Below are 22,602 nucleotides of genomic sequence, written 5' to 3' on the forward strand. Positions count from 1 at the left end.
TCGTCACGATTCGGTCGTCACGATTCGGTCGCGGCCAGCTGGCCGCAGGCCCCGTCGATCTCCCGGCCACGGGTGTCCCGCACCGTGGTCGGGATGCCCTTCGCCTCGAGGCGGCGGACGAACTCGCGCTCGTCGGCCGGGTCGGACGCCGTCCACTTCGACCCCGGCGAGGGGTTGAGCGGGATCAGCAATTTTCGATCACTGACGCCTTGTGAACCGCGAGGATCGTTCCTTTTCCCTCCTGCCGTGCCGCAAACGCGGTCGCCTGCCTCCCCCCGATGCACAGGCCTGCGGCTCTCCGTCCTGGTCGTCGATGACGGCTGGATCCAGGCAACTGCTGCCGCGTAGCGGACAGTCGCCTGAGACTTAGCTGGAGGCGAAGATGCGCTCGAGCTCGCCTGCGAGCTGCGGTGTCCAGTCGGTCTGCCGGGCCTCGTGGATACCCGCCCACTGTGAGTCCTTGCTGATTCCGACGACGGGGGCCGCAACGACCGGATGGTTGACCAGCCACGCCAAGGCGAGCCCCGCGGACGACACACCGTTGTCGCGGGCCAGCTCGTCGAACTCGCGCACCTTGACCATCAGATCCCCGTCGTCGAGATACTCATCAGCGTTCGAAGCCACGCTGGCGCGGCTTCCGACGACAGGTCGCTCTCCGGTGCTGTAACGCCCAGCGAGGACCCCCGTCGCTAAAGGAGAGTACGGGCTGTACACCAAACCCTCGGACTGGACGATCGGCAGGACATCGTCGTCGTCGCTTCGAACGATGAGGGAGTAGGAGTTTTGGATAACGGATGGCCGGACGAGTCCCAGGCTGTCAGCCGTGTCCAGGGCCAAGGACAGCTCCGCACCGCTGACGTTCGACAACCCGTAGGCGCGGATCGTCCCATCCTCGACCGCGCGACTGAACACGGGCAGCGACGTCCCCCACGGCGTGTTCTCGTCCACCGTGTGGGCCATGTAGATGTCGACACGGCCAAGGACGGCGATGCCGTGCTGCAACTGGCGAGCCAAACGTTCAGGCGAGAGATCCGGACCGTTGGCTGTCACGCCGGTCTTGGTCTGGATGAGGACGTCGGCCTCGGGGTGCATCCGGCTCCACTCTCCGACCACGCGCTCACTGGTCCCACCGGTGTAAACGTCGGAGGTGTCGATCACGCGGAACCCTTCGGCCACCGCCCGATCGATCAGGCCCAGCCCGTCGGACTCGGAGAGGCCGATCCCTGGTCCGGTCTCGCCCGCGATACCGCCGATCCCACCGGTTCCAAGAACGAACTGGCCGAAATAGACATCAAGGTCTTCTCGTGTGAGGCGCGAGGCCATGAAGTCCCCTCCGCTTGGCGGCCGTGAGCACGGCGGAGCCGTAGATTGATGAGAGCGCCCCCAACGTACATCCCCTGGAAAACGCTCCGGCCAGACCGCCAGTGGCCTGCGAACGTCACCGCGGCATCGACTCTGCCGCGAGCCTCAGGAGACACCGGCCAGGTCGGATCACCGCCGCTGAAGCGCGATCTCCAAGAGAACAAGCAGCTGATCTGGACTGTGCCGAGACTGTGCCGAGCCCCGCCCTAGGATGAGTTCCACTCAGACTCAGAGGACGACATGGCGATCACGAAAACACTCGAACTACATTTCAAGCCCGAAGCGCTAGACGACGCCCGCACCGTCGTGCGGCGGGCGTTGAAGGAGACCCGCGCCTTCGACGGCAACCTCGGGGTCAACGTCCTCGTTGACCGCGACGACCGCTCGCACTGGATCCTGTACGAGCGGTGGGAGTCGCAAGAGCACAACGACGCCTACCACGAGTTCCGCGCCGGACCCGGTGTCATCACCGACCTGGGTCCGCTGCTCGCCGGTCCGCCCGCGCACGGCTGGTTCACGATCGACGACTCGATCTGACTCAGTCGTTGTCTGCCCCAAGAATGCCTCGGCCCACCGTGGTGGTTGCGGTCAAGTTCGCCTTTCAGCTGACATGCACTCAGCCCCATTCGGCGTCTTCAGACAGACCAGACTTCAACCCTCGGAAGCAGCCAGCTGCCCGCATGCTGCGTCGATGTCACTGCCACGCGTGTCACGCATCGTCGTGCTGATGCCACGGTCAATCAGGCGGTTCTGGAACGTTGCCATGGCCTCCTCGGTCGATCGGTCGAAGCGGCTCCCTGGGACCGAGTTCAGCGGGATCAGGTTGACGTGCACCCAGCCCCAGTCGCCACGCTCCTGCAGCACGTCGCCGAGCAGGTCGGCGCGCCAGCCCTGGTCGTTGATGCCGCGCATCATGGCGTACTCGATCGAGACCCGGCGCTTCGTCGTACGCGCGTAGTTCCAGGCGGCGTCGACGGTCTCGGCGACTGAGTAGCGGGTGTTGATCGGGACCAGCTCGTTGCGGAGCTCGTCGTCGGGCGCGTGCAGGCTCAGCGCCAGGGTCACCGGGATGCCCTCCTCGGCGAGCTGCAGCATCCGCGGCACCAGGCCGACGGTCGACACCGTGATGCCGCGCGCGCTCATGCCGAGGCCGTCGGGCGTCGGGTCGGTGAGTCGCCGGACGGTGCCGATGACCGCCTTGTAGTTGGCGAGCGGCTCCCCCATGCCCATGAACACGACGTTGGAGACCCGGCCCGGCCCGCCGGGGACCTCGGCGCGGGCCAACGAGCGCGCGGCGGCGACGACCTGCTCCACGATCTCGGAGGTGGACATGTTGCGCTGCAGGCCGCCCTGGCCCGTGGCGCAGAACGGGCAGGCCATGCCGCAGCCGGCCTGGCTGGAGACGCACACCGTCGCGCGGTCGGGGTAGCGCATCAGCACCGACTCGACGAGCGCGCCGTCGAACAGCTTCCATAGCGTCTTGCGCGTCGTACCGCGGTCGGCCTCCATGGTGCGCAGCGGCGTCATCAGGTTCGGGAGCAGGCCGGCGACCAGCTCGTCGCGCTGGGCCGCGGGCAGGTCGGTCATCTCCGCCGGGTCGTCGACCAGCCGGGCGAAGTAGTGGGTCGACAGCTGCTTGGCGCGGAACCCGGGGAGATCGAGCTCCTTGAGCCGCTCCACCCGCTCGTCGGGGGTGAGGTCGGCCAGGTGCGGCGGCGGCTTCTTGCGGCCACGGGGCTCGTCGAAGACAAGGGGAAGGGGGGTGCGCTCGGACATCGTGTCGATTCTCTCACCCGGCGCCGCCCCCGGACGATTCGCAGAGGTCGGTAGGCCGCTCAGACGTCGTGCGTGATCATGTACCAGAGCACCAGCGCGGCGACACCGCCGACGACCAGTGCGGTGGCGACCATCCCGATCAGCATGTAGATGCCGAACCGGCGGGTGCGCGGAGCGATGACGAGACCGATCGGGACCGCCAGCGTGACGAGGACGAACGGGAACAGCTGCTCGGCCGTGTCGTCGTCCACGAGGACGTGCAGCAGGGCGATGAACAGGCCCGGCACGAGCACCACGAAGGCCAGCCCCGTGAAGAACCCGGTCAGCGACGCGAACGTCGGGTGGTCACGGTGCCACCAGTCCGGCTGCCGCTCCTCGGACGGCTCGCCCGACCCGGTGGGCTCGGTCTCCTGCTCGGTGGTCATCACTTCGATGCTAGACGGGTCGTCCGCCTCTCAGCCGTCTATAGGTGCGTGTCAGGCGGACGACTCGGTCACGTGAAGACGGCGTAGTGGAGCAGCAGCCAGATCGGCGCGACCGTCGCGAGCAGCGAGTCGAGCCGGTCCATCAGGCCGCCATGGCCCGGGATGACCTGGCTCATGTCCTTGATGCCGAGGTCACGCTTGATCACCGACTCGCACAGGTCGCCGAGCGTCGCCATCACGACCGCGATCAGGCCGAGAGCGATGCCGACCCACCAGTCGCCGTCGAGCAGGTAGACGACCAGCGCCCAGCCGGCCACCAGGCAGAAGACCACCGAGCCGGCGAAGCCCTCCCAGGACTTCTTGGGGGAGATCACCGGGGCCATCGGGTGCTTGCCGAACAGCACGCCGGCGATGTACCCGCCCGTGTCCGAGGCGACGGTGATCGCGATGAACGCGATGATGCCCTGCACGCCCGGGTCGTCGAGGCCGTGGGCGTTGACGCCGCCCCCCTCGGCGAGCAGCAGCGCCACGAACGAGCCGAGGAAGGGCACGTAGATCAGGCTGAACACCGAGGCCGTGGCGTTCTGCACGTAGCCGTCGATGCCGCGGCGCAACAGCCAGAGCATCGTCATCAGGGCTGCGACCGCGGTGGCCGTGACCAGGGCGGGCGCACCCCAGAAGTAGGCGACCACGACCATCACGACGCCGCCGAGCATCAGGGGCTGCTCGGGCAGGTCGATGCCCTTGACGGCGAACCCGCGGTGCAGCTCCCAGATCGCGACCACGACGGCGATCGCGACGATCACCATGAACGCCGTCTTCCAGAAGAGCAGCGACAGCAGGATCGCAGCGACCAGGACGAGCGCGGAGGTGATGGCGGCGGGAAGGTCGCGGCCGGCGCGGCCGTGGTCCTTCGTCGCCGGTGTGGTGGTTTCGCTCATAGATGTGCCGACCCGCTCAGACCTCGAGCAGCTCGGACTCCTTGTTCTTCAGCATCTCGTCGATCGCGTCGGTGTGCTTCTTGGTGATGCCATCGAGCCGCTTCTCGGCGCCGGTGACGTCGTCCTTGCCGACCTCGCCGTCCTTCTCGAGCTTCTCCAGGCCCTGCTTCGCCGTACGCCGCAGGTTGCGCACGGCGACCCGGCCGTCCTCGGCCTTGGCCCGGGCGACCTTGATGTACTCCTTGCGGCGGTCCTCGGTCAGCTCCGGGAAGTTGCAGCGCAGCATCTTGCCGTCGTTGGACGGGTTCACGCCGAGGTCGGAGTCGCGGATCGCGCGCTCGATGTTGCCCATCGCGCCCACGTCGTACGGCTGGATCAGGATGATCCGGGCCTCGGGGGCGGTGAACGAGGCGAGCTGCTGCAGCGGAGTCGGCGTGCCGTAGTAGTCGACCATGATCTTGCTGAACATGCTCGGCTGCGCCCGACCGGCGCGGATCGCCGAGAACTCCTCGCGCGTCGACTCGACCGACTTGTCCATCTTGCCGTCGGCCTCGTTGAGGATGTCGTTGATCACCGCTGCTCCTTCGATGTCGAGCCCGCGGGCTCGTGGTTGTCCGTTGCTTGTCGGGCCTCAGCCCGGTCAGCCTGCACTGACGAGCGTGCCGATCTTCTCACCCTGGACGACCCGGAGGATGTTGCCCTCCGGCTCCATCCCGAAGACGACCATCGGCAGCTTGTTCTCGCCGCACAGCGCGAACGCGGTCTGGTCCATGATCCGCAGGCCCTGGGCGATCGCCTCGCCGTACGTCAGCTCGTCGTACTTGGTGGCGGTCGGGTCGAGCTTGGGGTCGGCGCTGTAGACGCCGTCGACGCCGCTCTTGGCGACCAGCACGACGTCGCACTTGCTCTCCAGGGCCCGCTGGACGGCGACGGTGTCGGTGGAGAAGAAGGGCATGCCCATGCCGGCGCCGAAGATCACGACGCGACCCTTCTCCATGTGCCGGATGGCGCGGCGCGGGATGTACGGCTCGGCGACCTGGCCCATGGTGATGGCGGTCTGCACGCGGGTCTCGACGCCCATCTTCTCCAGGAAGTCCTGGAGCGCGAGGCAGTTCATCACGATGCCGAGCATGCCCATGTAGTCGGCACGGACCCGGTCCATGCCGCGTTGCTGGAGCTCGGCGCCGCGGAAGAAGTTGCCGCCACCGGTCACGACCGCGATCTGGACACCTGCCTCGGCGACGGCCGCGATCTCGTGCGCGACCTTCTGAACGACGTCGGGGTCCACCCCCACCTTGCCACCGCCGAACACCTCGCCGGACAGCTTGAGCAGGACTCGCTTGTAACCCGTCACGGGCGGCTCCTTCGGAGGTCGTGAATGCCCCGGCCGGCGGGCCGGAGACGCGAGAAGGCCGGTCCGATGATCAGTACTGCTGTCATCGAACCGGCCTCCTCGACTTCGTCTGCTTCGAAACCTAGTCCATCATCCGACCTGGCGGCTCATGGTGCGTGCCCGACAACGCCGCCGGGTGCGTGCCAGGAGTCGTCAGGCGCCGACCTCGAAGCGGGCGAACCGCTTCAGGGTGGTGCCGGCCTCGTCCATGACGGTCTTGACGGACTTCTTGTTCTCGGTGACCGACGGCTGCTCGAGCAGCACGACGTCCTTGAAGAACCCGTTGAGGCGGCCCTCGGTGATCTTGGCGATCGCCTGCTCGGGCTTGCCCTCCTCGCGGGAGGTCTTCTCGGCGATGTCGCGCTCGTGCTCGACGACGTCCGCGGGGACCTCGTCGCGCGTCAGGTACTTCGGGCGCATCGCGGCGATCTGCATCGCAGCGGCACGCGCGGCGTCGGCGTCGCCGTCGTACGCCACGAGCACACCCACGGCGGGCGGCAGGTCGGCGGCCCGCTTGTGCATGTAGGCCACGACCGGGCCGTCGAAGTAGACGTACTGGCCGAGCTCGATCTTCTCGCCGATCGCGACCGCGAGGCCGTCGACGACCTCGCCGACCGTCTGGTCACCCAGGGGGACCGCACGGAGGGCGTCCACGTCGGCCGGCTTGGCCTCCGAAGCAGCGTCCGCGATCTTCTGGGCGGCGACGATGAAGTCCTCGCCCTTGGCGACGAAGTCGGTCTCGCACTTGAGCTCGACGAGCACGCCGGGGGCGTGCGCGACGAGACCAGCGGACGCCTCGCGCTCGGCGGCGCGGTTGGCCGCCTTGGCGGCGCCCTTGACGCGCAGGATCTCGACGGCCTGGTCGAAGTCGCCGTCGGCCTCGTCGAGCGCCTTCTTGCAGTCCATCATGCCGGCGCCGGTGAGCTCGCGGAGCTTCTTGACGTCGGCAGCGGAGAAGTTAGCCATGATCCTTCTTCCTCGAAGTATCCGAAGTGTGGTGGTGAGTACTCAGGCCTGGGCGTCGGTCGTCTCGGCGGCAGCCTCGGCGGGCGCCTCCGCAACGGCCTCGGGCGCCACGGGAGCCTCGGCAACAGCCTCGGTGACCTCAGCGGCCTCGGCAGCCTCGGAAGCAGCACCGGTCGCCTCGGCGGCCGGGGTCTCGTCCGTGGCGGTGTCGCCACCGGTCGCCTCGACGGCGGCGGCCTCGGCCTCGCCACCCAGGAGCTCGCGCTCCCACTCGGGCAGCGGCTCCTCGGCGCCGACGGCCTCGGTGCCCTCGGACACCTTGGCGCCGGAGCGGGCGATCAGGCCCTCGGCCACGGCGTCGGCGACCACTCGGGTCAACAGGCCGACCGCGCGGATCGCGTCGTCGTTGCCCGGGATCGGGTAGTCGACCAGGTCCGGGTCGCAGTTGGAGTCCAGGATGCCGATGATCGGGATGCGCAGCTTGCGCGCCTCCTCGACGGCGAGGTGCTCCTTGTTGGTGTCGACGATCCAGACGGCGGACGGCGTACGGCTCATCTCGCGGATACCGCCGAGGGACTTGTTCAGCTTGTCCCGCTCGCGGCGCATCTGGAGCAGCTCCTTCTTCGTGCGGCTGCTGCCGGCCACGTCCTCGAAGTCGATCTCGTCGAGTTCCTTGAGACGGTTGATCCGCTGGTGCACCGTCTGGAAGTTGGTGAGCATGCCACCGAGCCAGCGCTGGTTGACGTAGGGCATCCCGACGCGGGTCGCCTGCTCGGCGATCGCCTCCTGGGCCTGCTTCTTGGTGCCGACGAACATCACGGTGCCGCCCTTGGCGACGACGTCCTTGATGAAGGCGTAGGAGCGGTCGATGTAGGCCAGCGACTGCTGCAGGTCGATGATGTAGATGCCGTTGCGCTCGGTCATGATGAAGCGCTTCATCTTGGGGTTCCAGCGACGGGTCTGGTGCCCGAAGTGGACGCCGCTCTCGAGAAGCTGGCGCATGGTGACGACTGCCATGTGGATCTCCTGTTGTGCGAGCCCGCACCGTGATGTCGGCCCTTGAAGCAGGGCCGACCGGAGCGTGCTCTGTTGTTGTTTACAGTTCTTGCCCCCGGCGGGTGCCGGCGGCCCTGACGCCTGCGCGCGGACCCGACCCGCACTGGATCCATTTCTGGGCCAAGCGGAACTGAGGATCGCGCCCACGGGTGATCGGGTCCTCGGAGTGCCAGGTCCCGTCGCGGTCTGCGAGCGTGCGAAGTCAACCCTTGCGGGTTGCTCGGACCAGAGTAGTCCACCGCTGCCCGCGGGGCGAATCGATGCAGGCGGTCCGAAACCCGTCCACAGGATCCCCCTGGAGCGGGTTCTCCACAGCGTCCCAAGGCTCGCTCGCGGTCACCCTCCCCGACGAGCAGTCTCGTCCCCATGGTCCGTCGACTCGCCGCCCTTCTGATCCTTCTCGCCCTCTGCTGCTGGCCGCTCCGGGCGGTCGCGGCCGATCCGGTGGGGCCCGATCCGGTGGGCGTGTGGCCGCTGGACCCGGAGCCTGCCGTCGAGCACGGCTTCGATCCCCCGGACGATCCCTGGGGCGCCGGCCACCGCGGGGTCGACCTCCTCGGAGCCGTCGGTCAGCCGGTCCGAGCAGCGCTCCCCGGCCGAGTGTCCTGGGTAGGGGTGCTGGCCGGCCGGGGCGTCGTGGTGGTCGACCACGGTGGCACCCGCACGACGTACGAGCCTGTCACCGCCGGCGTCGACCTGGGGGCGACCGTCGGCGCCGGCGACCGGATCGGCACCCTCGAGCTGACCGGCTCCCACTGCCTGCCGCGCGCCTGCCTGCACTGGGGATGGTTGTCGGGCGAGACCTACCTGGATCCGCTGCGGCTCGTGGGTGCGGGACCGGTGCGGCTGCTGCCGCTCTGGCGGGACGAGCCCGTGGGTACGGCGCCCCTCGTCGCCCGACCCTCCTATGCCGGCTGGCGGGCCCCGCTGGAGCTGCTCACCAGCGGGTGATCAGGCCCGGGGATGCGCCTGCTGGTAGGCCCGCCGCAGCCGATCCGTGGTGACGTGCGTGTAGAGCTGGGTGGTCGCGAGCGACGCGTGGCCGAGCAGCTCCTGCACGGACCGCAGGTCTGCGCCGCCCTCGAGCAGGTGGGTTGCGGCCGTGTGGCGCAACCCGTGGGGGCCGATGTCCGGCGCGCCCGGGACCTCGGCGATCCGCCGGTGCACCATCGTCCGGACCGCCCGCTGGTCGATCCGCTTGCCGCGAGTGCCGAGGAAGAGCGCCGCACCGGAACCCTCGATCGCGAGCTGGGGACGTCCGTGCCGCACCCAGAAGTCGACGGCCCGGGCGGCGGGCCTGCCGAACGGCACCGACCGCTCCTTGCGCCCCTTGCCGAAGACGCGGATCACGTTGCGCTCGCGGTCGACGTCGTCGACGTCGAGGCCGACCAGCTCGCCGACCCGAATGCCGGTGGCGTAGAGCAGCTCCAGCATCGCGATGTCGCGCAGCCCCGTCGGGCTGCCGTCGTCGGCGTGCTCGGTGGCCGCCCTGATCAGGTCGGAGGCCTCGTCGGCCCGTAGCACCGGCGGCAGCGACTTGTGCGCCTTCGGCGAACCGAGGCTCGCTCCGACGTCTGTCGGGATCCGGCCGGTCCGGGTGAGCCAGGCAGTGAACACCCGTGCCGCGGTCGCCCGACGCGCGATGGTGGTGCGCGACTTGCCCATCGTCTGCTGTTTGGCCAGCCAGCTGCGCAGCGTGCGCAGGTCGAGCTCGGTGACGTCCGTGTCACCCATCCGGGCCGCGTGGTCGAGCAGCCCCGCCACGTCGGCGAGGTAGGCGCGGACCGTGTGCGCGGTCAGGTCGCGCTCGACAGCAAGATGACGCTCGTACGCCCCCAGCACCCTCGCCATCGCCTCCGGCAGCTCGTCGGTCGCCCCCGCTTCGTCGGCCTGCTTGGTCACGGCTCCACTCTAGGAACGCCGGGCCGCCTCAGTCGTGAGCGAGCGCGGCGAGCCGCCAGCCGTCGTCGCCGTCGAGCTCGACCATGCCGCGGACCTCGAGGCCCAGCAGCGTCGTGTGCACCTCCTCCGCCGGTAGACCCGCGACCCTGGCCACCGAGACCGACGGCGCCCCACGCGCCACCGGCACCGCGTCGAGCACTTGGCGCTGCAGGTGGCTGAGTCCATCGCGGGGACGGTCCTTGCCGCGCGGAATGTCGAGCACGTGCTCGCCTGACGCCCCGAGCAGCTCCAGTGCCTCCTCCCCCGACGTCACCAGGGTCGCCGCCCCGGTGCGGATCAGCTGGTGCACGCCGGCCGACGAGGCACTGGTCACCGGGCCCGGCACGCCCATCAGGGTCCGGTTGAGACGCCCGGCCCAGTTCGCGGTGTTGAGGGCACCGCTGCGCAGGGCAGCCTCGATCACGACCGTGCCCGCGGACAGCGCCGCGATGATCCGGTTGCGGGACAGGAAGCGGATCCGCATCGGCGCCCCGCCCGGGACCGTCTCCGAGACCACGGCGCCTTCGGCAGCGATGTGGTCGATCATCTGGTGATGCGCCTGCGGGTAGACGCGGTCGGCACCGCAGGCGAGCACCGCCACCGTCGGAGCCTCGACGGCGACCGCGCCCCGGTGCGCCGCGAAGTCGATGCCGAACGCCGCACCCGACACGATCGCCCGACCCGCCTCCCCGACCGTGGCAGCGAGATCGGCTGCGAGGTCGGTGCCGTACGTCGTCGCGGTCCGTGCGCCCACGACCGCGAGCGAGCCTCCGACCTCGTCGAGACGGACCGGTCCGCGGACCCAGAGCCCGATGGGCACTCCCCCGCGCTCCTGCACCGGCTCCGCGGTCCTCAGGTCGTCCAGCACCGGAGGCCACTCGTCGTCACCCGGCACGACGAAGCGGAGACCGATCTTGGCGGCGGCGGCCAGCTCGCGCTCCGGCTCCACCGCGCTCAGCCGACGTCCGATCTCGGGATGATCGAGCAGGCGGGCGTGGACGACCTCGGCTCCGCTGTCGCTCACCAGGTCGAGCAGTCGCACGTGCCCAGGCTCGGTGATGCGGGCCAGGGCGACCCGGGCGAGTCGGTCTGCCTCCGCGGCGGTCATGACGCCCGCTCCAGCATGCCGATCAGGAGCGGATCCCCTGTCCGCAGCCGGAGCGCCACGGCGACCTCCTCGACACCTGGCCCCTGGAGGCGACGCAGGTCGGCCACCGTCCAGGCGAGCCGGTGCACCCGCGTCCCACCTCGCCGGCTGAGCCTGCCGCTGTAGACCTCGTCGTCGATCACCCGCTGAGCGGGCTCGGGCAGCGGCCACCGCTCGCGCAGCACCGGGCCGGGGGCGTGGCCGTTGAGCCCCCAGCTCTCGCCGGCGTACCGCTCCGCCTGGCGCAACCGTGCGGCAGCCACGCGCTCGCGGATCGCCGCCGAGGACTCGGGCACCGTGAACCGGTCGCCCCGGTCGGCCCGACCGAGCGGCACCAGGTTGCGGACGATGTCGACCCGGTCGGCGACCGGTCCGGTGACCTTGTTGCGATAGTCCCGCAGCTGGGGCGAGCGGCAGTTGCACCCGTTCGTGCCCGGGTCAACACTGAATCTGCCACATGGGCACGGGTTGCAGGCGAGGACCACCATCGCCCGAGCGGGGAGCGTGACCGACTCCTCCTGTCGAGCGATCGTCACGTCACCGCTCTCCAAGGGCTGGCGCAGCGCCTCGATGACGTCGCTGCGGAAGAGCGGGAACTCGTCCAGGAACAGCACCCCGCCATGCGCCCGACTGACCTCGCCCGGCCGCACCTGGCCGCGGCCACCGCCGATGAGGCTGGCCTTGCTGGCGTCATGGTGGGGCGCGGTGTACGGCGGTCGCACCACCATCCCCTGCCCCGGGTCGAGGATGCCGGCGAGCGAGTGGAGCGCGGTCAGCTCCAGCGACTCGGTCCGGGTGAGGTCGGGCAGGATCCCCGGGATCCGCTCGGCCACGCTGGTCTTGCCGGCCCCCTTGGGGCCGGACAGCAGCAGGTGGTGGCTCCCGGCCGCGGCCACCTCGACGGCAAACCGCACGTCCGCCAGGCCGAGCAGGTCGGACATGTCCGTCTCCTCCAGCCGCTCGTCACCGCGCCAGCTCAGCAGCCGGGCACCCGACATCGGCGCGACGGGTGGCGCCTCGGGCACCTCGTCGCCGCGCAGCTGTGCCACGACCTGGGCGAGTGAGCGCATCCCGAGCACCTCCATGCCCGGCACCATCGCCGCCTCACCGGCCTGGGGCTCGGGCACGAAGACCCGGCCGATGCCGCGCTCCGCGGCGGCCAGCACCATCGGCAGCACCCCGGTCACCGATCGCAGGTTGCCGTCGAGCGTGAGCTCACCGACGAACGCAGTGCCCGTCAGGTGCGGCTTCGGGATGCGGCCGTCGGCGGCCAGCACCGACACCGCGATGGCGAGGTCGAAGTGTGTGCCGCTCTTGAGCAGGTCGGCGGGCGACAGCAGGATCGTGATCCGCTTGGTCGTCGGCCAGACCAGCCCACTGTTGATGATCGCCATCCGGCACCGGTCGCGGGCCTCGTTGAGCGTGGCGTCCGGCCTCCCCACCATGGTGAGACCGGGCTGCCCCGGCGAGACGTCGCTCTGGACGTCGATCAAGTGGCCGACGGCGCCGTGCAACGAGACCGTGCGAGCGGTTGCGAAGGGCATCAGCCGAGCCCCCGCACGTGCTCGACGGTCGATGGTCCGCGGCGGGGTCGCAGCACCGCGACCAGGTCGATCCGAACGTCGGGTACGGCGAGGCCGCGCTCCGACGGCCAGCACATCGCGAGCCGGCGCAGCCGGTCGAGCTTCACGTCGCTGATCGCCTCGTGCGGCGTTCCGAAGTCGACGGTCGACCGGGTCTTCACCTCGCAGACGACGAGCACGTCGCCGTCGCGCAGCACGAGGTCGATCTCTCCCGCGTCGCACCGCCAGTTGCGGTCGAGCACCACCATCCCCTGCTCCACCAGGTGGCGGGCCGCCACCGACTCGCCGTACGCGCCGAGCGCCTGCTTCGCCGTTGTCGAACTCGTCATCTCCGAGACCTCCTGACCGCAACCCTCGCGGTCGGCGGGGACGCTCAGATGGGCGCGGCGGGCCGCCTGTGGATCAGGCGGTCGGGACGATGCCTGTGGACGAATAGTGGTCCGTTACGCGGGCCGTCACGTCTTGGGGAGGTCGATCTCCGTGGGGCTGAGCTCCTCGACGTTCACATCCTTGAACGTCAGCACCTTCACGTTCTTCGCGAACCGGGCCGGGCGGTACATGTCCCACACCCACGCGTCGCTCATCGACACCTCGAAGAAGACGTCGCCGGCCTCGGTGCGTGCCTTCACGTCCACCTGGTTGCACAGGTAGAAGCGGCGGTCCGTCTCGACGACGTACTTGAAGATCCCGACGACGTCGCGGTACTCGCGATAGAGCGTCAGCTCCATCTCGGTCTCGTACTTCTCGAGGTCCTCGGCGCTCACACCGACGACTCTATCTCCGCACCCACGAGGCCGACCGGCTCCAGGCCCGCGGCACGCCGAACGTTCACGAACCTCATCCGGTGCACGGGCGACGGGCCGTGCTCGGTGAGCGCGGCCGTGTGTACGTCGGTGATGTAGCCCTTGTGCGTCTTGAAGTCGTACGCCGGCCACTCGGCGTCCAGCTCGGTCATCATCCGGTCTCGAGTGACCTTCGCGAGCACCGACGCGGCGGAGATGCACGCGGCCACCCGGTCGCCCTTCCAGACCGCCAGCCCCGGCACGCCGAGACCGTCGACAGGGAACCCGTCGGTGAGCACGTACGCCGGCGGGAGGTCGAGCAGCGCGACGGCTCGCCGAAGCGCCTCGACGTTGGCCACGTGCATGCCGAGCCGGTCACACTCGTCGTGCGAGATCGACACCACCGACCACGCCACAGCACGCTTGACGATCTGGGCGTAGCACCGCTCTCGCGCCTTCTCGGTGAGCAGCTTGGAGTCCGCCAGCCCGGGGATGATCCCGGCCTTGCCCGCCGGCAGGATCGCCGCGCCCGCCACCAGCGGCCCGGCGCAGGCGCCGCGGCCGGCCTCGTCGACGCCGGCGATCGGTTCGATCCCGTGGCGCCGCAGGGCGCGCTCGTAGCCGTAGAGACCGGCGTCCCTCCGGACCGTGGAACCGCGGGGCAGTGCACTCAAGCGAAGTACCTCAGTCGGCGTCGGGGACGTCCGCGAAGGTGTCGGGACGGTGGAGGAACTTGAACCGGTCACTCGGCCACAGCAGCACGAAGACCTTGCCGACGACGTCATCGACGTCGACGTACGGATTGGCCGTGCAGTCCTTGTCCGTGGGCTTGCACATGTGCTCCGACGAGTCCGCCGAGTGCCGTCGGTTGTCGCCCATCACGAAGATCTCGCCCTTCGGGATCGGGCCGATCTCCCAGTCGCCGCCACAGTCGGTGACCATCGGGCCGTAGCACGTCGCGCCGCTGAGCTGTGCGTAGTCCTTCTCGTCCAACGGCCGGCCATTGACCGTCAGGCGACCCTGGTCGTCACAACACTTGATGACGTCGCCCTCGACGCCGATCACCCGCTTCACGAGGTGCCCGCCAGTCGGGTAGAGCCCGACCTTCGACAGCACCTTCGCGACCGGACCGCGCGGCCCGGCGGCCTCCTCGCCGTCCAGCCAGCCACCCGGGTCCTTGAAGACCACGATGTCGCCGCGCTCCGGACCGTCGAACCAGTACGACGGCTTCTCCACCAGGATCCGGTCGTTCTCGACCAACCCCGGCTCCATCGACTCCGACGGGATGTAGAACGCCTGGACGAACAGCGCCTTGATCACGACCGCGAGCACCAGGGCGATGCCCAGCAGCAGGATCGTCTCCTGCCACACCGGAAGGTGCTTCTTGCCCTTCTTGACGGGCCCGCCGTCGGGCGTCGCCGTCGAGCCGGCAGTCTGCGCAGTCACCGGGAGATCGTAACGAAGCCGCCCGGGGTCTTCGCTCAGTCGGCGTCGGGGATGTCCGCGAAGGTGTCGGGACGGTGGATGAACTTGAACCGGTCACTCGGCCACAACAGCACGAAGACCTTGCCGACGACGTCGTCGACGTCGACGTACGGATTGGCCGTGCAGTCCTTGTCCGTGGGCTTGCACATGTGGAACGACGAGTCCGCCGAGTTGTTGCGGTTGTCGCCCATCACGAAGATCTCGCCGTCGGGGATGGGGCCGACCTTCCAGTCCTCGCCACAGTCATCGACCATCGGGCCGTAGCACTCGGCATTGTCGAGGCGGGCGTAGTCCTTCTCGTTCAGCGGTTGGCCGTTGACCGAGATCCGGCCCTGGTCGTCGCAGCACTTGATGACGTCGCCCTTGACGCCGATCACCCGCTTCACGAGGTGCCCGCCAGTCGGGTAGAGCCCGACCTTCGACAGCATCTTCGCGACCGGGCTCGTCGGCCCGGCGGCCTCCTCGCCGTTGAGCCAGCCACCCGGGTCCTTGAAGACCACGATGTCGCCGCGCTCCGGACCGTCGAACCAGTACGACGGCTTCTCGACCAGGATCCGGTCGTTCTTGATCAGCCCCGGCTCCATCGACTCCGACGGGATGTAGAACGCCTGGACGAACAGCGCCTTGATCACGATCGCGAGCACGAGGGCGATGCCCAGCAGCAGGATCGTCTCCTGCCACACCGGCAGGTGCTTCTTGCCCTTCTTGCCGGGCTCGGCGTCGGGCGACGGAGCGTCCGTCGTGGTGTCGTCGGTGGTGCTCATGGCCTCGCCGCTGTCCTCGGGATGGGAGCCCGCGTCGGGGCCTGGAACGTGCGAAGACCGCGACCCCGGCTCGTCTGTGTCGACGGGTTGCGGGTCGCGGTCTTCGGGAGTCACGCGCAGAGCGTAACCATGAGGCCTGAGAACTCAGACGTCGCGGCGCTCCTTGATCTTCGCCTTCTTGCCGCGCAGGTTGCGCAGGTAGTAGAGCTTCGCGCGGCGGACGTCACCGCGGGTGACGACCTCGATCTGCTCGAAGATCGGGGAGTTCAGCGGGAAGGTCCGCTCGACACCGACGCCGAAGGAGACCTTGCGGACGGTGAAGGTGCGGCCGATGCCGGAGCCGTGGACCCGGATCACGACGCCCTGGAAGACCTGGATGCGGGACCGGTTGCCCTCGACGACCTTCACGTGCACCTTGACGGTGTCACCGGCACGGAAGTTGGGGAGGTCGGTGCGCTTGTTCGAGTTGCCGAGTTCGGCAATGACGTTCGTCATGATGTGCTCTCCTCGCGAGTGTCACAGGTCAGTCGCGGTACGGGGATGTGGTGCAGTTGTAGGTCCAGCCATGCTGGTCGGCGGCGCCGAACTCCCCCTGTGACAGGAGCCGGAGCGGAACCCCCTCGGAGACTTCGTCGGGGCGATCCCTGTTTGACCGGTTGGACCGAGGGCAAGTCTGCCACAGCGCATTCAGCCGCGCCGAATCCGCTTCGTCATCCGTACGACGCCGGGGGCGATCTCCCCGCGCAGCCGGTAGCCGGCCTTCTTGTACATGCGCTGGTTGCGGAGGCTGCCCGCGCCGGTGAAGAGCGCGTACGTCGTGGCCGTCGCGGGCGCCAGCCCCTCGATCCGCTCCAGGAGCGCGCGGCCCAGGCCACGACCGGCCAGGTCGGGAGCGACCATCAGCCGTCCGACCTCCCAGGCGTCGCCGTCGAGCGAGGCACGGACGGCTCCGACGAGCCGCCCCGCCGAGCGCGCCACCAGCACGGTGTCGCGGGCGAGCCAGGCGCGCAGGTCGTCGAGGGTCTCGTGCAGCGCGGGGATCCGCACTCCGGGGTTGTCGTGCTGCTCGGCGACCCAGCAGGCGAGCTGGAGCACGTAGAGCTCCCCCGCGTCGGCAGGCTCCGCCGGCCGCACCTGGACGTCGTCCAGCAGCACCGAGCCGTGGACGAGGTCGGGCCGTCGCTCCGCCGTACGCCGGACCGCCTGGTCGTGCCGCCAGGTGGCGATCGCCGCGTGGTCGCCCGACAGCAGGACCGGCGGCACCTCGCGGTCGCGCCACGACGCCGGCTTGGTGTAGACGGGGTACTCGAGCAGGCTCGCCCCCGAGTCGGACAGCGTGTGGGACTCCTCGACCAAGGAGGCCGCGTTGCCCATGAACCCCGGCACCAGGCGTACGACGGCCTCGGTGATCGCCAGCGCGGCCACCTCTCCCCCGTTGAGCACGTAGTCACCGAGCGAGATCTCCCGGACCTCGGCCCGCGTCGACACCTCGTCGATGACCCGCTGGTCGATGCCTTCGTAGCGCCCACACGCGAAGATCAGCCGCCCCTTGCTCGCCAGCTCTCGCGCGACGGCCTGGGTGAAGGGTTGGCCCGACGGCGTCGTGAAGACGACCGTCGCACCCTCCACGTCCCCGTCGTCGAGGAGAGTGTCGAACGCCTCGCCCCACGGCTCGGGCTTCATGACCATGCCGGCGCCGCCGCCGTACGGCGTGTCGTCGACGGTCCGGTGCCGGTCGCGCGTCCAATCACGCAGGTCGTGCACCCGGATGTCGATCAGGCCCCTGTCACGCGCCTTGCCCGCGAGCGAGAGCTCCAGCGGGGCGAGGTAGTCCGGGAAGATCGTGAGGACGTCGATGCGCACGGTCGGTCACTCGTCGTCCGGCAGTGGCGTGACGAGACCGGGCCGGTCAGCGACGACGACGCGTCCGCCGGCGACGTCGACCTCGGGCACCAGCGCCTTCACGAACGGCACCAGCGTGTCACGGCGGTCCGGCGTACGGATCGTGAGCAGGTCCTGCGCTCCCCCGTGGACGAGCCCGGTCACCTCGCCGAGGACCGCGCCCTCGAGGTCGTACGCCGTGAGCCCGACCAGCTGGTGGTCGTAGAACTCGTCCGGGTCCTCGGGTGACTCGTCGGCCGGGATCGAGGCGTGCAGCAGGATGCCGCGGGCCGCCTCGGCCGCGTTGCGGTCGGGGATCTCCTCGAAGCGGACGAGGAGCACCGAGGAGTGCCAGCGGGAGCTCGCGACCGTCACGGTCCGCAGCGGGTTGGCCGAGCCGGACGGGGCCTCCACGATCAGCACGGAGCCGGTCGCGAACCGTCGCTCCGGCTCGTCGGTGCGGACGTTGATGGTCACGTCGCCGCGCAGGCCGTGCGCCTTGCCGATCCGGCCCACGACGACGTCGATGCTCTCCACGCTTGCCTCACTCCACCAAAGGTTCGAATCGTTCAAATGCAGAACGGGTGTCGCCCCGGAGGGCGACACCCATTCAAGCGGTCTGGCTTCAGCGACGCCGGTCCACGTCGACGAAGTCGATCCGGGCCCCGCCCCGTCCCGCAAGTGCGGAGATGACGGTGCGGAACGCCGTGGCGGTGCGGCCGCCACGCCCGATGACCTTGCCCAGGTCGTCGGGGTGCACCCGCACCTCGAGGATCGAGCCGCGACGCAGTGCCTTGTCGCGCACGACCACGTCGTCGGGGTGTTCGACGACACCACGCACCAGGTGCTCGAGCGCCTCGGCGAGCATGGCGGTCAGGACTCGGACTTCTCGGCGTCAGCCTCAGCGGCCTCCGCCGGAGCAGCCTCGGCAGCCGGGGCTTCCTCGGCGGCCGGAGTCTCCACGGCGGGGGTCTCCTCGGCTGCCGGCTTCTTCTCGGCCGGCTTGTCCTCGGTCTTGTCCTCGGCCGGCTTCTCCTCGGCCTTCTTCTTCGAGGCCTTCTTGGTCACCGCGTCACCCTTGGGTGCGCTGGCGGCGTCCTTGAGGGCCTCGTTGAAGAGGTCCAGCTTGCTCGGCTTCGGCGCGGCCACCTTGAGGGTGCCCTCGGTGCCGGACATGCCCTTGAAGGTCTGCCAGTCACCGGTGATGGTCAGGATCTTGGCGACGGCGTCGGACGGCTGCGCACCGACACCCAGCCAGTACTGCACCCGGTCGGAGACGACGTCGATGTACGACGGGTCCTCCTTGGGGTGGTACTTGCCGATCTCCTCGATGACCTTGCCGTCGCGCTTCTTGCGCGAGTCGACGACGACGATGCGGTACTGCGGAACCCGGACCTTGCCCAGGCGCTTCAAACGGATCTTGACGGCCACGTTTGTGGTGTCTCCTCAGGAATAAGTGTGGTGATGAAGGTCCCGGCTCCAGGTGGGGAAAGCACCGGTCGGTTCCTTCGATGGGCTCTGCGTCGCTCGGGTGAGAGGGTCCGGGCGCGCAGGACTCAGCCAGCAAGTCTGCCAGACGCGGCGCCACTGCCAAAAATCGGGCAGAGTCGTCCCATGAGCCAGCCGCCGCCGTCGTACCCGGTGCCGTCGGGCTATCCGCCCGGCCATCCTCCACTGCCGCCCAAATACCGGCCCAGCGGATGGTGGTTCGTGGTCGGAGGCGGCCTCATCGTCCTCGCTCTGGCGGCCGGCGTCGGGCTGTTCATCTGGACGCTGTCGGCGTTCTTCCACACAGACGCGACCGTGGCGGCCGACGGACAGGCCCACGAGATCACGGTCGAGACCGACGGTCAGCGCATGCTCTGGCGCGACGACGACGTCTTCGACCCCGACTGCAGCATCGTGGACCTCGGCACCGGCGACGAGGTCGAGCTGCGGCCGGTCACCAGCCAGTTCACCAAGGACTTCGGCGACGGCGAGTGGACCGCGGCGTACCGGTTCGACCCCGGCTCCGGCCGGCTCGCGGTCACGTGCGCTGCGGCCCTCAGCATCGACGACGGCGGCGAGGTCCAGATCGGCCCCGCGCCGAGCATCGGCGGGTTCGTCGGCGGACTGATCGCCACGATCGCCGTACCGAGCCTGCTGGGCCTCTTCGGCCTGGCCACCCTGATCGTCACCGGCATCCTCTGGTCGACGCGGCCTGCGAAACCCAGGGGCTGACCCACAACCAATCGGCGAGCGGGCGCGTCCCACGGACGTGACTCCCTCCCAACGGCACCCGTGGCTGCGCCCGGTGGCAGTGCTCGCCCATCGCGCCCGTCGTCGGGCGCACTGGGTGCTGGGCGGGACCGCCTGGGCGTCGACCCACGCGTCGGACGACCTGCCGGTGCGCCTGCAGCGCCACGAATCCCTGCTGCTCCGCGAGCTGTCCGGTGCCGAGATGGTGCTCCAGCACAACAAGGTCGTGAACCTCCGGCTCGCGTCGGCGCGAGTGGATCGTCTGGTGATCGGGCCGGGCCAGACGTTCTCCTTCAACAAGATCGTCGGCAGCTGCACCCGCAGGAAGGGCTACATCGACGGCATGCGGCTCTCGGACGGCGTGGCCGTCCCGGGTGTCGGCGGCGGGATCTGCCAACTCGCGAACCTGCTGCACTGGATGGTCCTCCACTCGCCGCTGACCGTCGTCGAGCGATCCGAGCACAGCTTCGACCCGTTCCCCGACAGTGGTCGGGTGCTGCCGTGGGGAGTGGGCTGCTCGATCGCCTACAACTACGTCGATCTGGTGGTCCGCAACGACACCTCGACGACGTTCCAGCTCCGCGCCCGGGTCGGTGAGAGGCACCTGCTCGGCGAGCTCCGCGCAGACCGGCAGCTGCCGGTGGCCTACAGCGTCGAGGCCCGCGAGGAGCGGTTCGAGCGCTGCGACGACGGGCTCGTACGGCGCAGCAACGAGATCTGGCGAACGACGACGGACCGGCGTACCGGCGGCGTCGTCGCGACCGAGCTCGTACGCCGCAACCGCGCCGTGGTGAAGTACCCGGTCGACGTGGCGCAGGCCTGACAACTCGCTGCGGGCCTGTGATACTCCGTCGGGTGTCTGAAGCCTCGGGGGCCAGTGGTCCGATCGCACTCGTCATCGAGGATGACGAGGACACCACCGCATTGCTGGAGGTCGTGCTGACCCAGGCCGGGTTCTCGGTCCTGACCGCCGACAACGGCGCCGACGGGATCGCCTTGGCGCGCGAGCACCGACCCGCGCTGGCGACCATCGACGTCACGATGCCCGAGATGGACGGGCTCGAGGCGACCCGTCGGATCCGCGAGTTCAGCCCCACCTACATCGTCATCATCAGCAGCAAGTCGCAGGAGCGCGACATCCTGGCCGGCTTCGACGCCGGCGCCGACGACTACGTGCCCAAGCCGATCCGGCCCGTCGAGCTCCGGGCCCGGCTGGCCGCGGTCGCGCGGCGCCCCGTGGCGGGCATCGCCGGCAGCGCGTCGGCACCCGCCTGGGAGCCGGCGGACGTGGACGCCGCCCGCTCGGCGTACCTCGAGCGGGTCGTCGCGGGCCAGCCGATCGACACCTCGGCGACCGACGGCACCGAGGAGGTCGAGGGCGAGGAGGACACCGGTCAGGACGGCCGCGACGGCATGCTCGAGGTCGGCATGCGCTTCGTCGGCAGCTGGCTCGAGTTCCGCGGCCTGCGGATCAACCCCGCTCGCGGCATCGTCGTCGTCGACGACCGGCTGGTCGACATGCCGCAGGAGCAGACCGACCTGCTCGAGATCCTGATGTACGCCGGCACCCGCACGCTGACCTCGCGGCAGCTCGCGATGCGGCTGCGCGGGCAGACCGAGGAGACCTCGACGACGACGGCGATGCAGGACCAACGCTGGGTCGAGGCGCTGATGACCGGCCTGCGGCTCCGGATCAAGGACGAGGAGTCGGCGCCGCGGTGGTTCGAGACGCTGCCCAACGGCCGCTACCGTCTGGTGCGTCCGGATGCCGGCTCAGGCGACGACGCGGCCACGCAGGACGACGCAGGCGGGACGTAGCAGCACCGAGAGGTCCGTCAGCGGATCGGTGTCGTAGACCACGAAGTCGGCCGGCGCCCCCTCGGTCAGACCGGCGTTCCACCCCAGCCACTCCCGGGCCCGCCACGACGCGGCCCCGAGCGCGTACTCACGCGGCAGCCCCATCGCCGCCAGCCCGATCACCTCTCCTGCCAGGTTGCCGTGCCGGCTCACACCGCCGTTGTCGGAGCCGGCGTAGAGCGGCACCCCGGCGTCGTACGCCGACATCAGGGTCTCGCGGCGGTGCACGAAGAGGTCGGTCATCGTGCGGGAGTACGCCGGGAAGCGTGAGCGCCCCGACCACGCGTACTCGGGGAACTTCTCGGTCTGCATCACCGTCGGCACCAGCGCGACCTGGCGCTCGGCCATCAGCGCCAGGTGCTCCTCGGCGAGGCCGGTGCCGTGCTCGATGCAGTCGATGCCCGCCGCGAGGAGCCCGGTCAGCACGTCGCGGCCGAAGCAGTGGGCGGTGACCTTCGCGCCCTGCTGGTGGGCCGCCTCGACAGCGGCGGCGAAGTCGTCGGCCGGGAAGGACGGCGTCAGGTCGCCGTCGTCACGGGAGATCCAGTCCCCCACCAGCTTGACCCAGCCGTCGCCCCGCTGGGCCTCCTGCGCGACTGTCGCCACCAGCCCGTCAGGCTCGACCTCGTGGGCGTAGTTGCGCAGGTAGCGCTTGGTGCGCGCGATGTGTCGCCCCGCACGGATCAACCGCGGCAGGTCGTCGCGCTCCTGCACCCAGCGGGTGTCGACCGGGGAGCCGCAGTCGCGGATCAGCAGGGTGCCGCCGTCGCGGTCCTCGATGGCCTGTTGCTCGGTCTCTTCGTCACTGACACCTCCCGCCTCTCCCAGGCCGAGGTGGCAGTGGGCGTCGACGAGACCCGGCACGATCCAGCCGTCCACGGCGCGCTCGGCCCCGGCGACCGGCTCGTAGGTGACGACGCCGTCGACGACGTACACCTCGCGGGCCTCGCCGTCGGGCAGCACCGGGCCGGAGAACTTCAGCGCAGCAGACATGCCCCGGACGCT

The 22,602-nt window shown here is 69.7% G+C and carries 27 protein-coding genes and 1 pseudogene; 5 read left to right on the forward strand and 23 right to left on the reverse strand.

Going from position 1 to position 22,602, the window contains the following annotated elements; translation table 11 throughout:
- Positions 1-17: 17 nt before the first annotated feature.
- Positions 18-188: pseudogene (locus ABEA33_RS02470) on the reverse strand (23S rRNA (adenine(2503)-C(2))-methyltransferase RlmN); the annotation flags it as partial.
- 178 nt (positions 189-366) lie between these two features.
- The gene (locus ABEA33_RS02475; protein ID WP_345524971.1) at positions 367-1,323 is read right to left on the reverse strand and encodes an aldo/keto reductase; all 957 of its coding nucleotides are present in this window, start codon (positions 1,321-1,323) and stop codon (positions 367-369) included.
- A gap of 279 nt (positions 1,324-1,602) precedes the next feature.
- Here ABEA33_RS02475 and ABEA33_RS02480 point away from each other — a divergent pair, with 279 nt between their 5' ends.
- Positions 1,603-1,899: a putative quinol monooxygenase gene (locus ABEA33_RS02480; RefSeq protein WP_345524972.1), complete on the forward strand. Its 297-nt coding sequence runs from the start codon at positions 1,603-1,605 to the stop codon at positions 1,897-1,899.
- A gap of 114 nt (positions 1,900-2,013) precedes the next feature.
- Here ABEA33_RS02480 and rlmN read toward each other — a convergent pair whose 3' ends face one another.
- The 7 genes from rlmN to rpsB form a co-directional block, all read right to left on the reverse strand.
- On the reverse strand, positions 2,014-3,138 hold the full coding sequence (rlmN, locus tag ABEA33_RS02485) for a dual-specificity RNA methyltransferase RlmN (protein WP_345524974.1): 1,125 nt from the start codon (positions 3,136-3,138) through the stop codon (positions 2,014-2,016).
- Between the two features lie 59 nt (positions 3,139-3,197).
- The gene (locus ABEA33_RS02490) at positions 3,198-3,563 is read right to left on the reverse strand and encodes a hypothetical protein (protein WP_345524976.1); all 366 of its coding nucleotides are present in this window, start codon (positions 3,561-3,563) and stop codon (positions 3,198-3,200) included.
- Positions 3,564-3,631: 68 nt separating this feature from the next.
- Positions 3,632-4,504 (reverse strand): phosphatidate cytidylyltransferase, encoded by an 873-nt coding sequence (locus ABEA33_RS02495; RefSeq protein WP_345524977.1) that lies wholly within the window; start codon positions 4,502-4,504, stop codon positions 3,632-3,634.
- Positions 4,505-4,520: 16 nt separating this feature from the next.
- The gene (gene frr / locus ABEA33_RS02500; RefSeq protein WP_345525426.1) at positions 4,521-5,075 is read right to left on the reverse strand and encodes a ribosome recycling factor; all 555 of its coding nucleotides are present in this window, start codon (positions 5,073-5,075) and stop codon (positions 4,521-4,523) included.
- Between the two features lie 69 nt (positions 5,076-5,144).
- Positions 5,145-5,858 carry a UMP kinase gene (pyrH, locus tag ABEA33_RS02505; protein ID WP_345524978.1) on the reverse strand — a complete coding sequence of 238 codons (714 nt, stop codon included), beginning with the start codon at positions 5,856-5,858 and terminating at the stop codon, positions 5,145-5,147.
- Positions 5,859-6,050: 192 nt separating this feature from the next.
- Positions 6,051-6,863, reverse strand: a complete 813-nt coding sequence (gene tsf / locus ABEA33_RS02510) for a translation elongation factor Ts (RefSeq protein WP_345524979.1) — start codon at positions 6,861-6,863, stop codon at positions 6,051-6,053.
- Positions 6,864-6,905: 42 nt separating this feature from the next.
- Complete coding sequence (gene rpsB / locus ABEA33_RS02515; protein WP_345524980.1) at positions 6,906-7,880, reverse strand: 30S ribosomal protein S2; 975 nt, start codon at positions 7,878-7,880, stop codon at positions 6,906-6,908.
- Between the two features lie 405 nt (positions 7,881-8,285).
- On the opposite strand from rpsB, the gene ABEA33_RS02520 reads away from it, so the two are divergent.
- A complete protein-coding gene (locus tag ABEA33_RS02520) occupies positions 8,286-8,870 on the forward strand; it encodes a M23 family metallopeptidase (RefSeq protein WP_345524982.1) in 585 nt (194 codons plus the stop codon).
- On the opposite strand, the gene ABEA33_RS02525 is transcribed toward ABEA33_RS02520, so the two are convergent.
- From ABEA33_RS02525 to rpsP, 13 genes are all read right to left on the reverse strand, one after another.
- Positions 8,871-9,770, reverse strand: a complete 900-nt coding sequence (locus ABEA33_RS02525; protein ID WP_345525427.1) for a tyrosine recombinase XerC — start codon at positions 9,768-9,770, stop codon at positions 8,871-8,873.
- A 79-nt stretch (positions 9,771-9,849) separates the two neighbouring features.
- Entirely contained in the window at positions 9,850-10,968 is a 1,119-nt protein-coding gene (gene dprA, locus ABEA33_RS02530) for a DNA-processing protein DprA (RefSeq protein ID WP_345524984.1), read from the reverse strand.
- The gene (locus ABEA33_RS02535) at positions 10,965-12,551 is read right to left on the reverse strand and encodes a YifB family Mg chelatase-like AAA ATPase (protein WP_345524985.1); all 1,587 of its coding nucleotides are present in this window, start codon (positions 12,549-12,551) and stop codon (positions 10,965-10,967) included. The genes dprA and ABEA33_RS02535 overlap by 4 nt, the downstream gene beginning before the upstream one ends.
- The gene (locus tag ABEA33_RS02540) at positions 12,551-12,919 is read right to left on the reverse strand and encodes a YraN family protein (RefSeq protein ID WP_345524986.1); all 369 of its coding nucleotides are present in this window, start codon (positions 12,917-12,919) and stop codon (positions 12,551-12,553) included. Before ABEA33_RS02540 ends, ABEA33_RS02535 begins: the two co-directional genes overlap by 1 nt.
- A gap of 126 nt (positions 12,920-13,045) precedes the next feature.
- Complete coding sequence (locus ABEA33_RS02545) at positions 13,046-13,354, reverse strand: DUF2469 domain-containing protein (protein WP_345518158.1); 309 nt, start codon at positions 13,352-13,354, stop codon at positions 13,046-13,048.
- Positions 13,351-14,046 (reverse strand): ribonuclease HII, encoded by a 696-nt coding sequence (locus ABEA33_RS02550; protein ID WP_345524987.1) that lies wholly within the window; start codon positions 14,044-14,046, stop codon positions 13,351-13,353. The genes ABEA33_RS02545 and ABEA33_RS02550 overlap by 4 nt, the downstream gene beginning before the upstream one ends.
- Positions 14,047-14,056: 10 nt before the next feature.
- Positions 14,057-14,818 carry a signal peptidase I gene (lepB, locus tag ABEA33_RS02555; protein WP_345524988.1) on the reverse strand — a complete coding sequence of 254 codons (762 nt, stop codon included), beginning with the start codon at positions 14,816-14,818 and terminating at the stop codon, positions 14,057-14,059.
- Positions 14,819-14,853: 35 nt separating this feature from the next.
- On the reverse strand, positions 14,854-15,621 hold the full coding sequence (gene lepB / locus ABEA33_RS02560; protein WP_345524989.1) for a signal peptidase I: 768 nt from the start codon (positions 15,619-15,621) through the stop codon (positions 14,854-14,856).
- Between the two features lie 144 nt (positions 15,622-15,765).
- On the reverse strand, positions 15,766-16,116 hold the full coding sequence (rplS, locus tag ABEA33_RS02565) for a 50S ribosomal protein L19 (protein WP_345524990.1): 351 nt from the start codon (positions 16,114-16,116) through the stop codon (positions 15,766-15,768).
- Positions 16,117-16,308: 192 nt separating this feature from the next.
- The gene (trmD, locus tag ABEA33_RS02570; RefSeq protein ID WP_345524991.1) at positions 16,309-17,484 is read right to left on the reverse strand and encodes a tRNA (guanosine(37)-N1)-methyltransferase TrmD; all 1,176 of its coding nucleotides are present in this window, start codon (positions 17,482-17,484) and stop codon (positions 16,309-16,311) included.
- Positions 17,485-17,490: 6 nt separating this feature from the next.
- Positions 17,491-18,039, reverse strand: a complete 549-nt coding sequence (rimM, locus tag ABEA33_RS02575) for a ribosome maturation factor RimM (protein WP_345524993.1) — start codon at positions 18,037-18,039, stop codon at positions 17,491-17,493.
- Between the two features lie 88 nt (positions 18,040-18,127).
- Positions 18,128-18,370, reverse strand: coding sequence for an RNA-binding protein (locus ABEA33_RS02580; protein WP_345524994.1), 243 nt, complete (start codon positions 18,368-18,370; stop codon positions 18,128-18,130).
- A gap of 5 nt (positions 18,371-18,375) precedes the next feature.
- Entirely contained in the window at positions 18,376-18,933 is a 558-nt protein-coding gene (rpsP, locus tag ABEA33_RS02585; protein ID WP_345524996.1) for a 30S ribosomal protein S16, read from the reverse strand.
- Between the two features lie 183 nt (positions 18,934-19,116).
- On the opposite strand from rpsP, the gene ABEA33_RS02590 reads away from it, so the two are divergent.
- The 3 genes from ABEA33_RS02590 (at position 19,117) to ABEA33_RS02600 (ending at position 21,558) form a co-directional block, all read left to right on the forward strand.
- The gene (locus ABEA33_RS02590) at positions 19,117-19,722 is read left to right on the forward strand and encodes a hypothetical protein (protein WP_345524997.1); all 606 of its coding nucleotides are present in this window, start codon (positions 19,117-19,119) and stop codon (positions 19,720-19,722) included.
- Between the two features lie 73 nt (positions 19,723-19,795).
- Complete coding sequence (locus tag ABEA33_RS02595; protein ID WP_345524998.1) at positions 19,796-20,563, forward strand: VanW family protein; 768 nt, start codon at positions 19,796-19,798, stop codon at positions 20,561-20,563.
- A 32-nt stretch (positions 20,564-20,595) separates the two neighbouring features.
- Positions 20,596-21,558, forward strand: a complete 963-nt coding sequence (locus ABEA33_RS02600; RefSeq protein WP_345524999.1) for a response regulator — start codon at positions 20,596-20,598, stop codon at positions 21,556-21,558.
- Here ABEA33_RS02600 and ABEA33_RS02605 read toward each other — a convergent pair.
- The gene (locus ABEA33_RS02605) at positions 21,514-22,590 is read right to left on the reverse strand and encodes an amidohydrolase family protein (RefSeq protein ID WP_345525000.1); all 1,077 of its coding nucleotides are present in this window, start codon (positions 22,588-22,590) and stop codon (positions 21,514-21,516) included. The two genes, ABEA33_RS02600 and ABEA33_RS02605, sit on opposite strands and share 45 nt — an antisense overlap.
- Between the last annotated feature and the right edge of the window lie 12 nt (positions 22,591-22,602).

It is taken from the genome of Nocardioides endophyticus (genome assembly GCF_039543845.1).
GTDB classification, from domain to species: domain Bacteria; phylum Actinomycetota; class Actinomycetes; order Propionibacteriales; family Nocardioidaceae; genus Nocardioides; species Nocardioides endophyticus.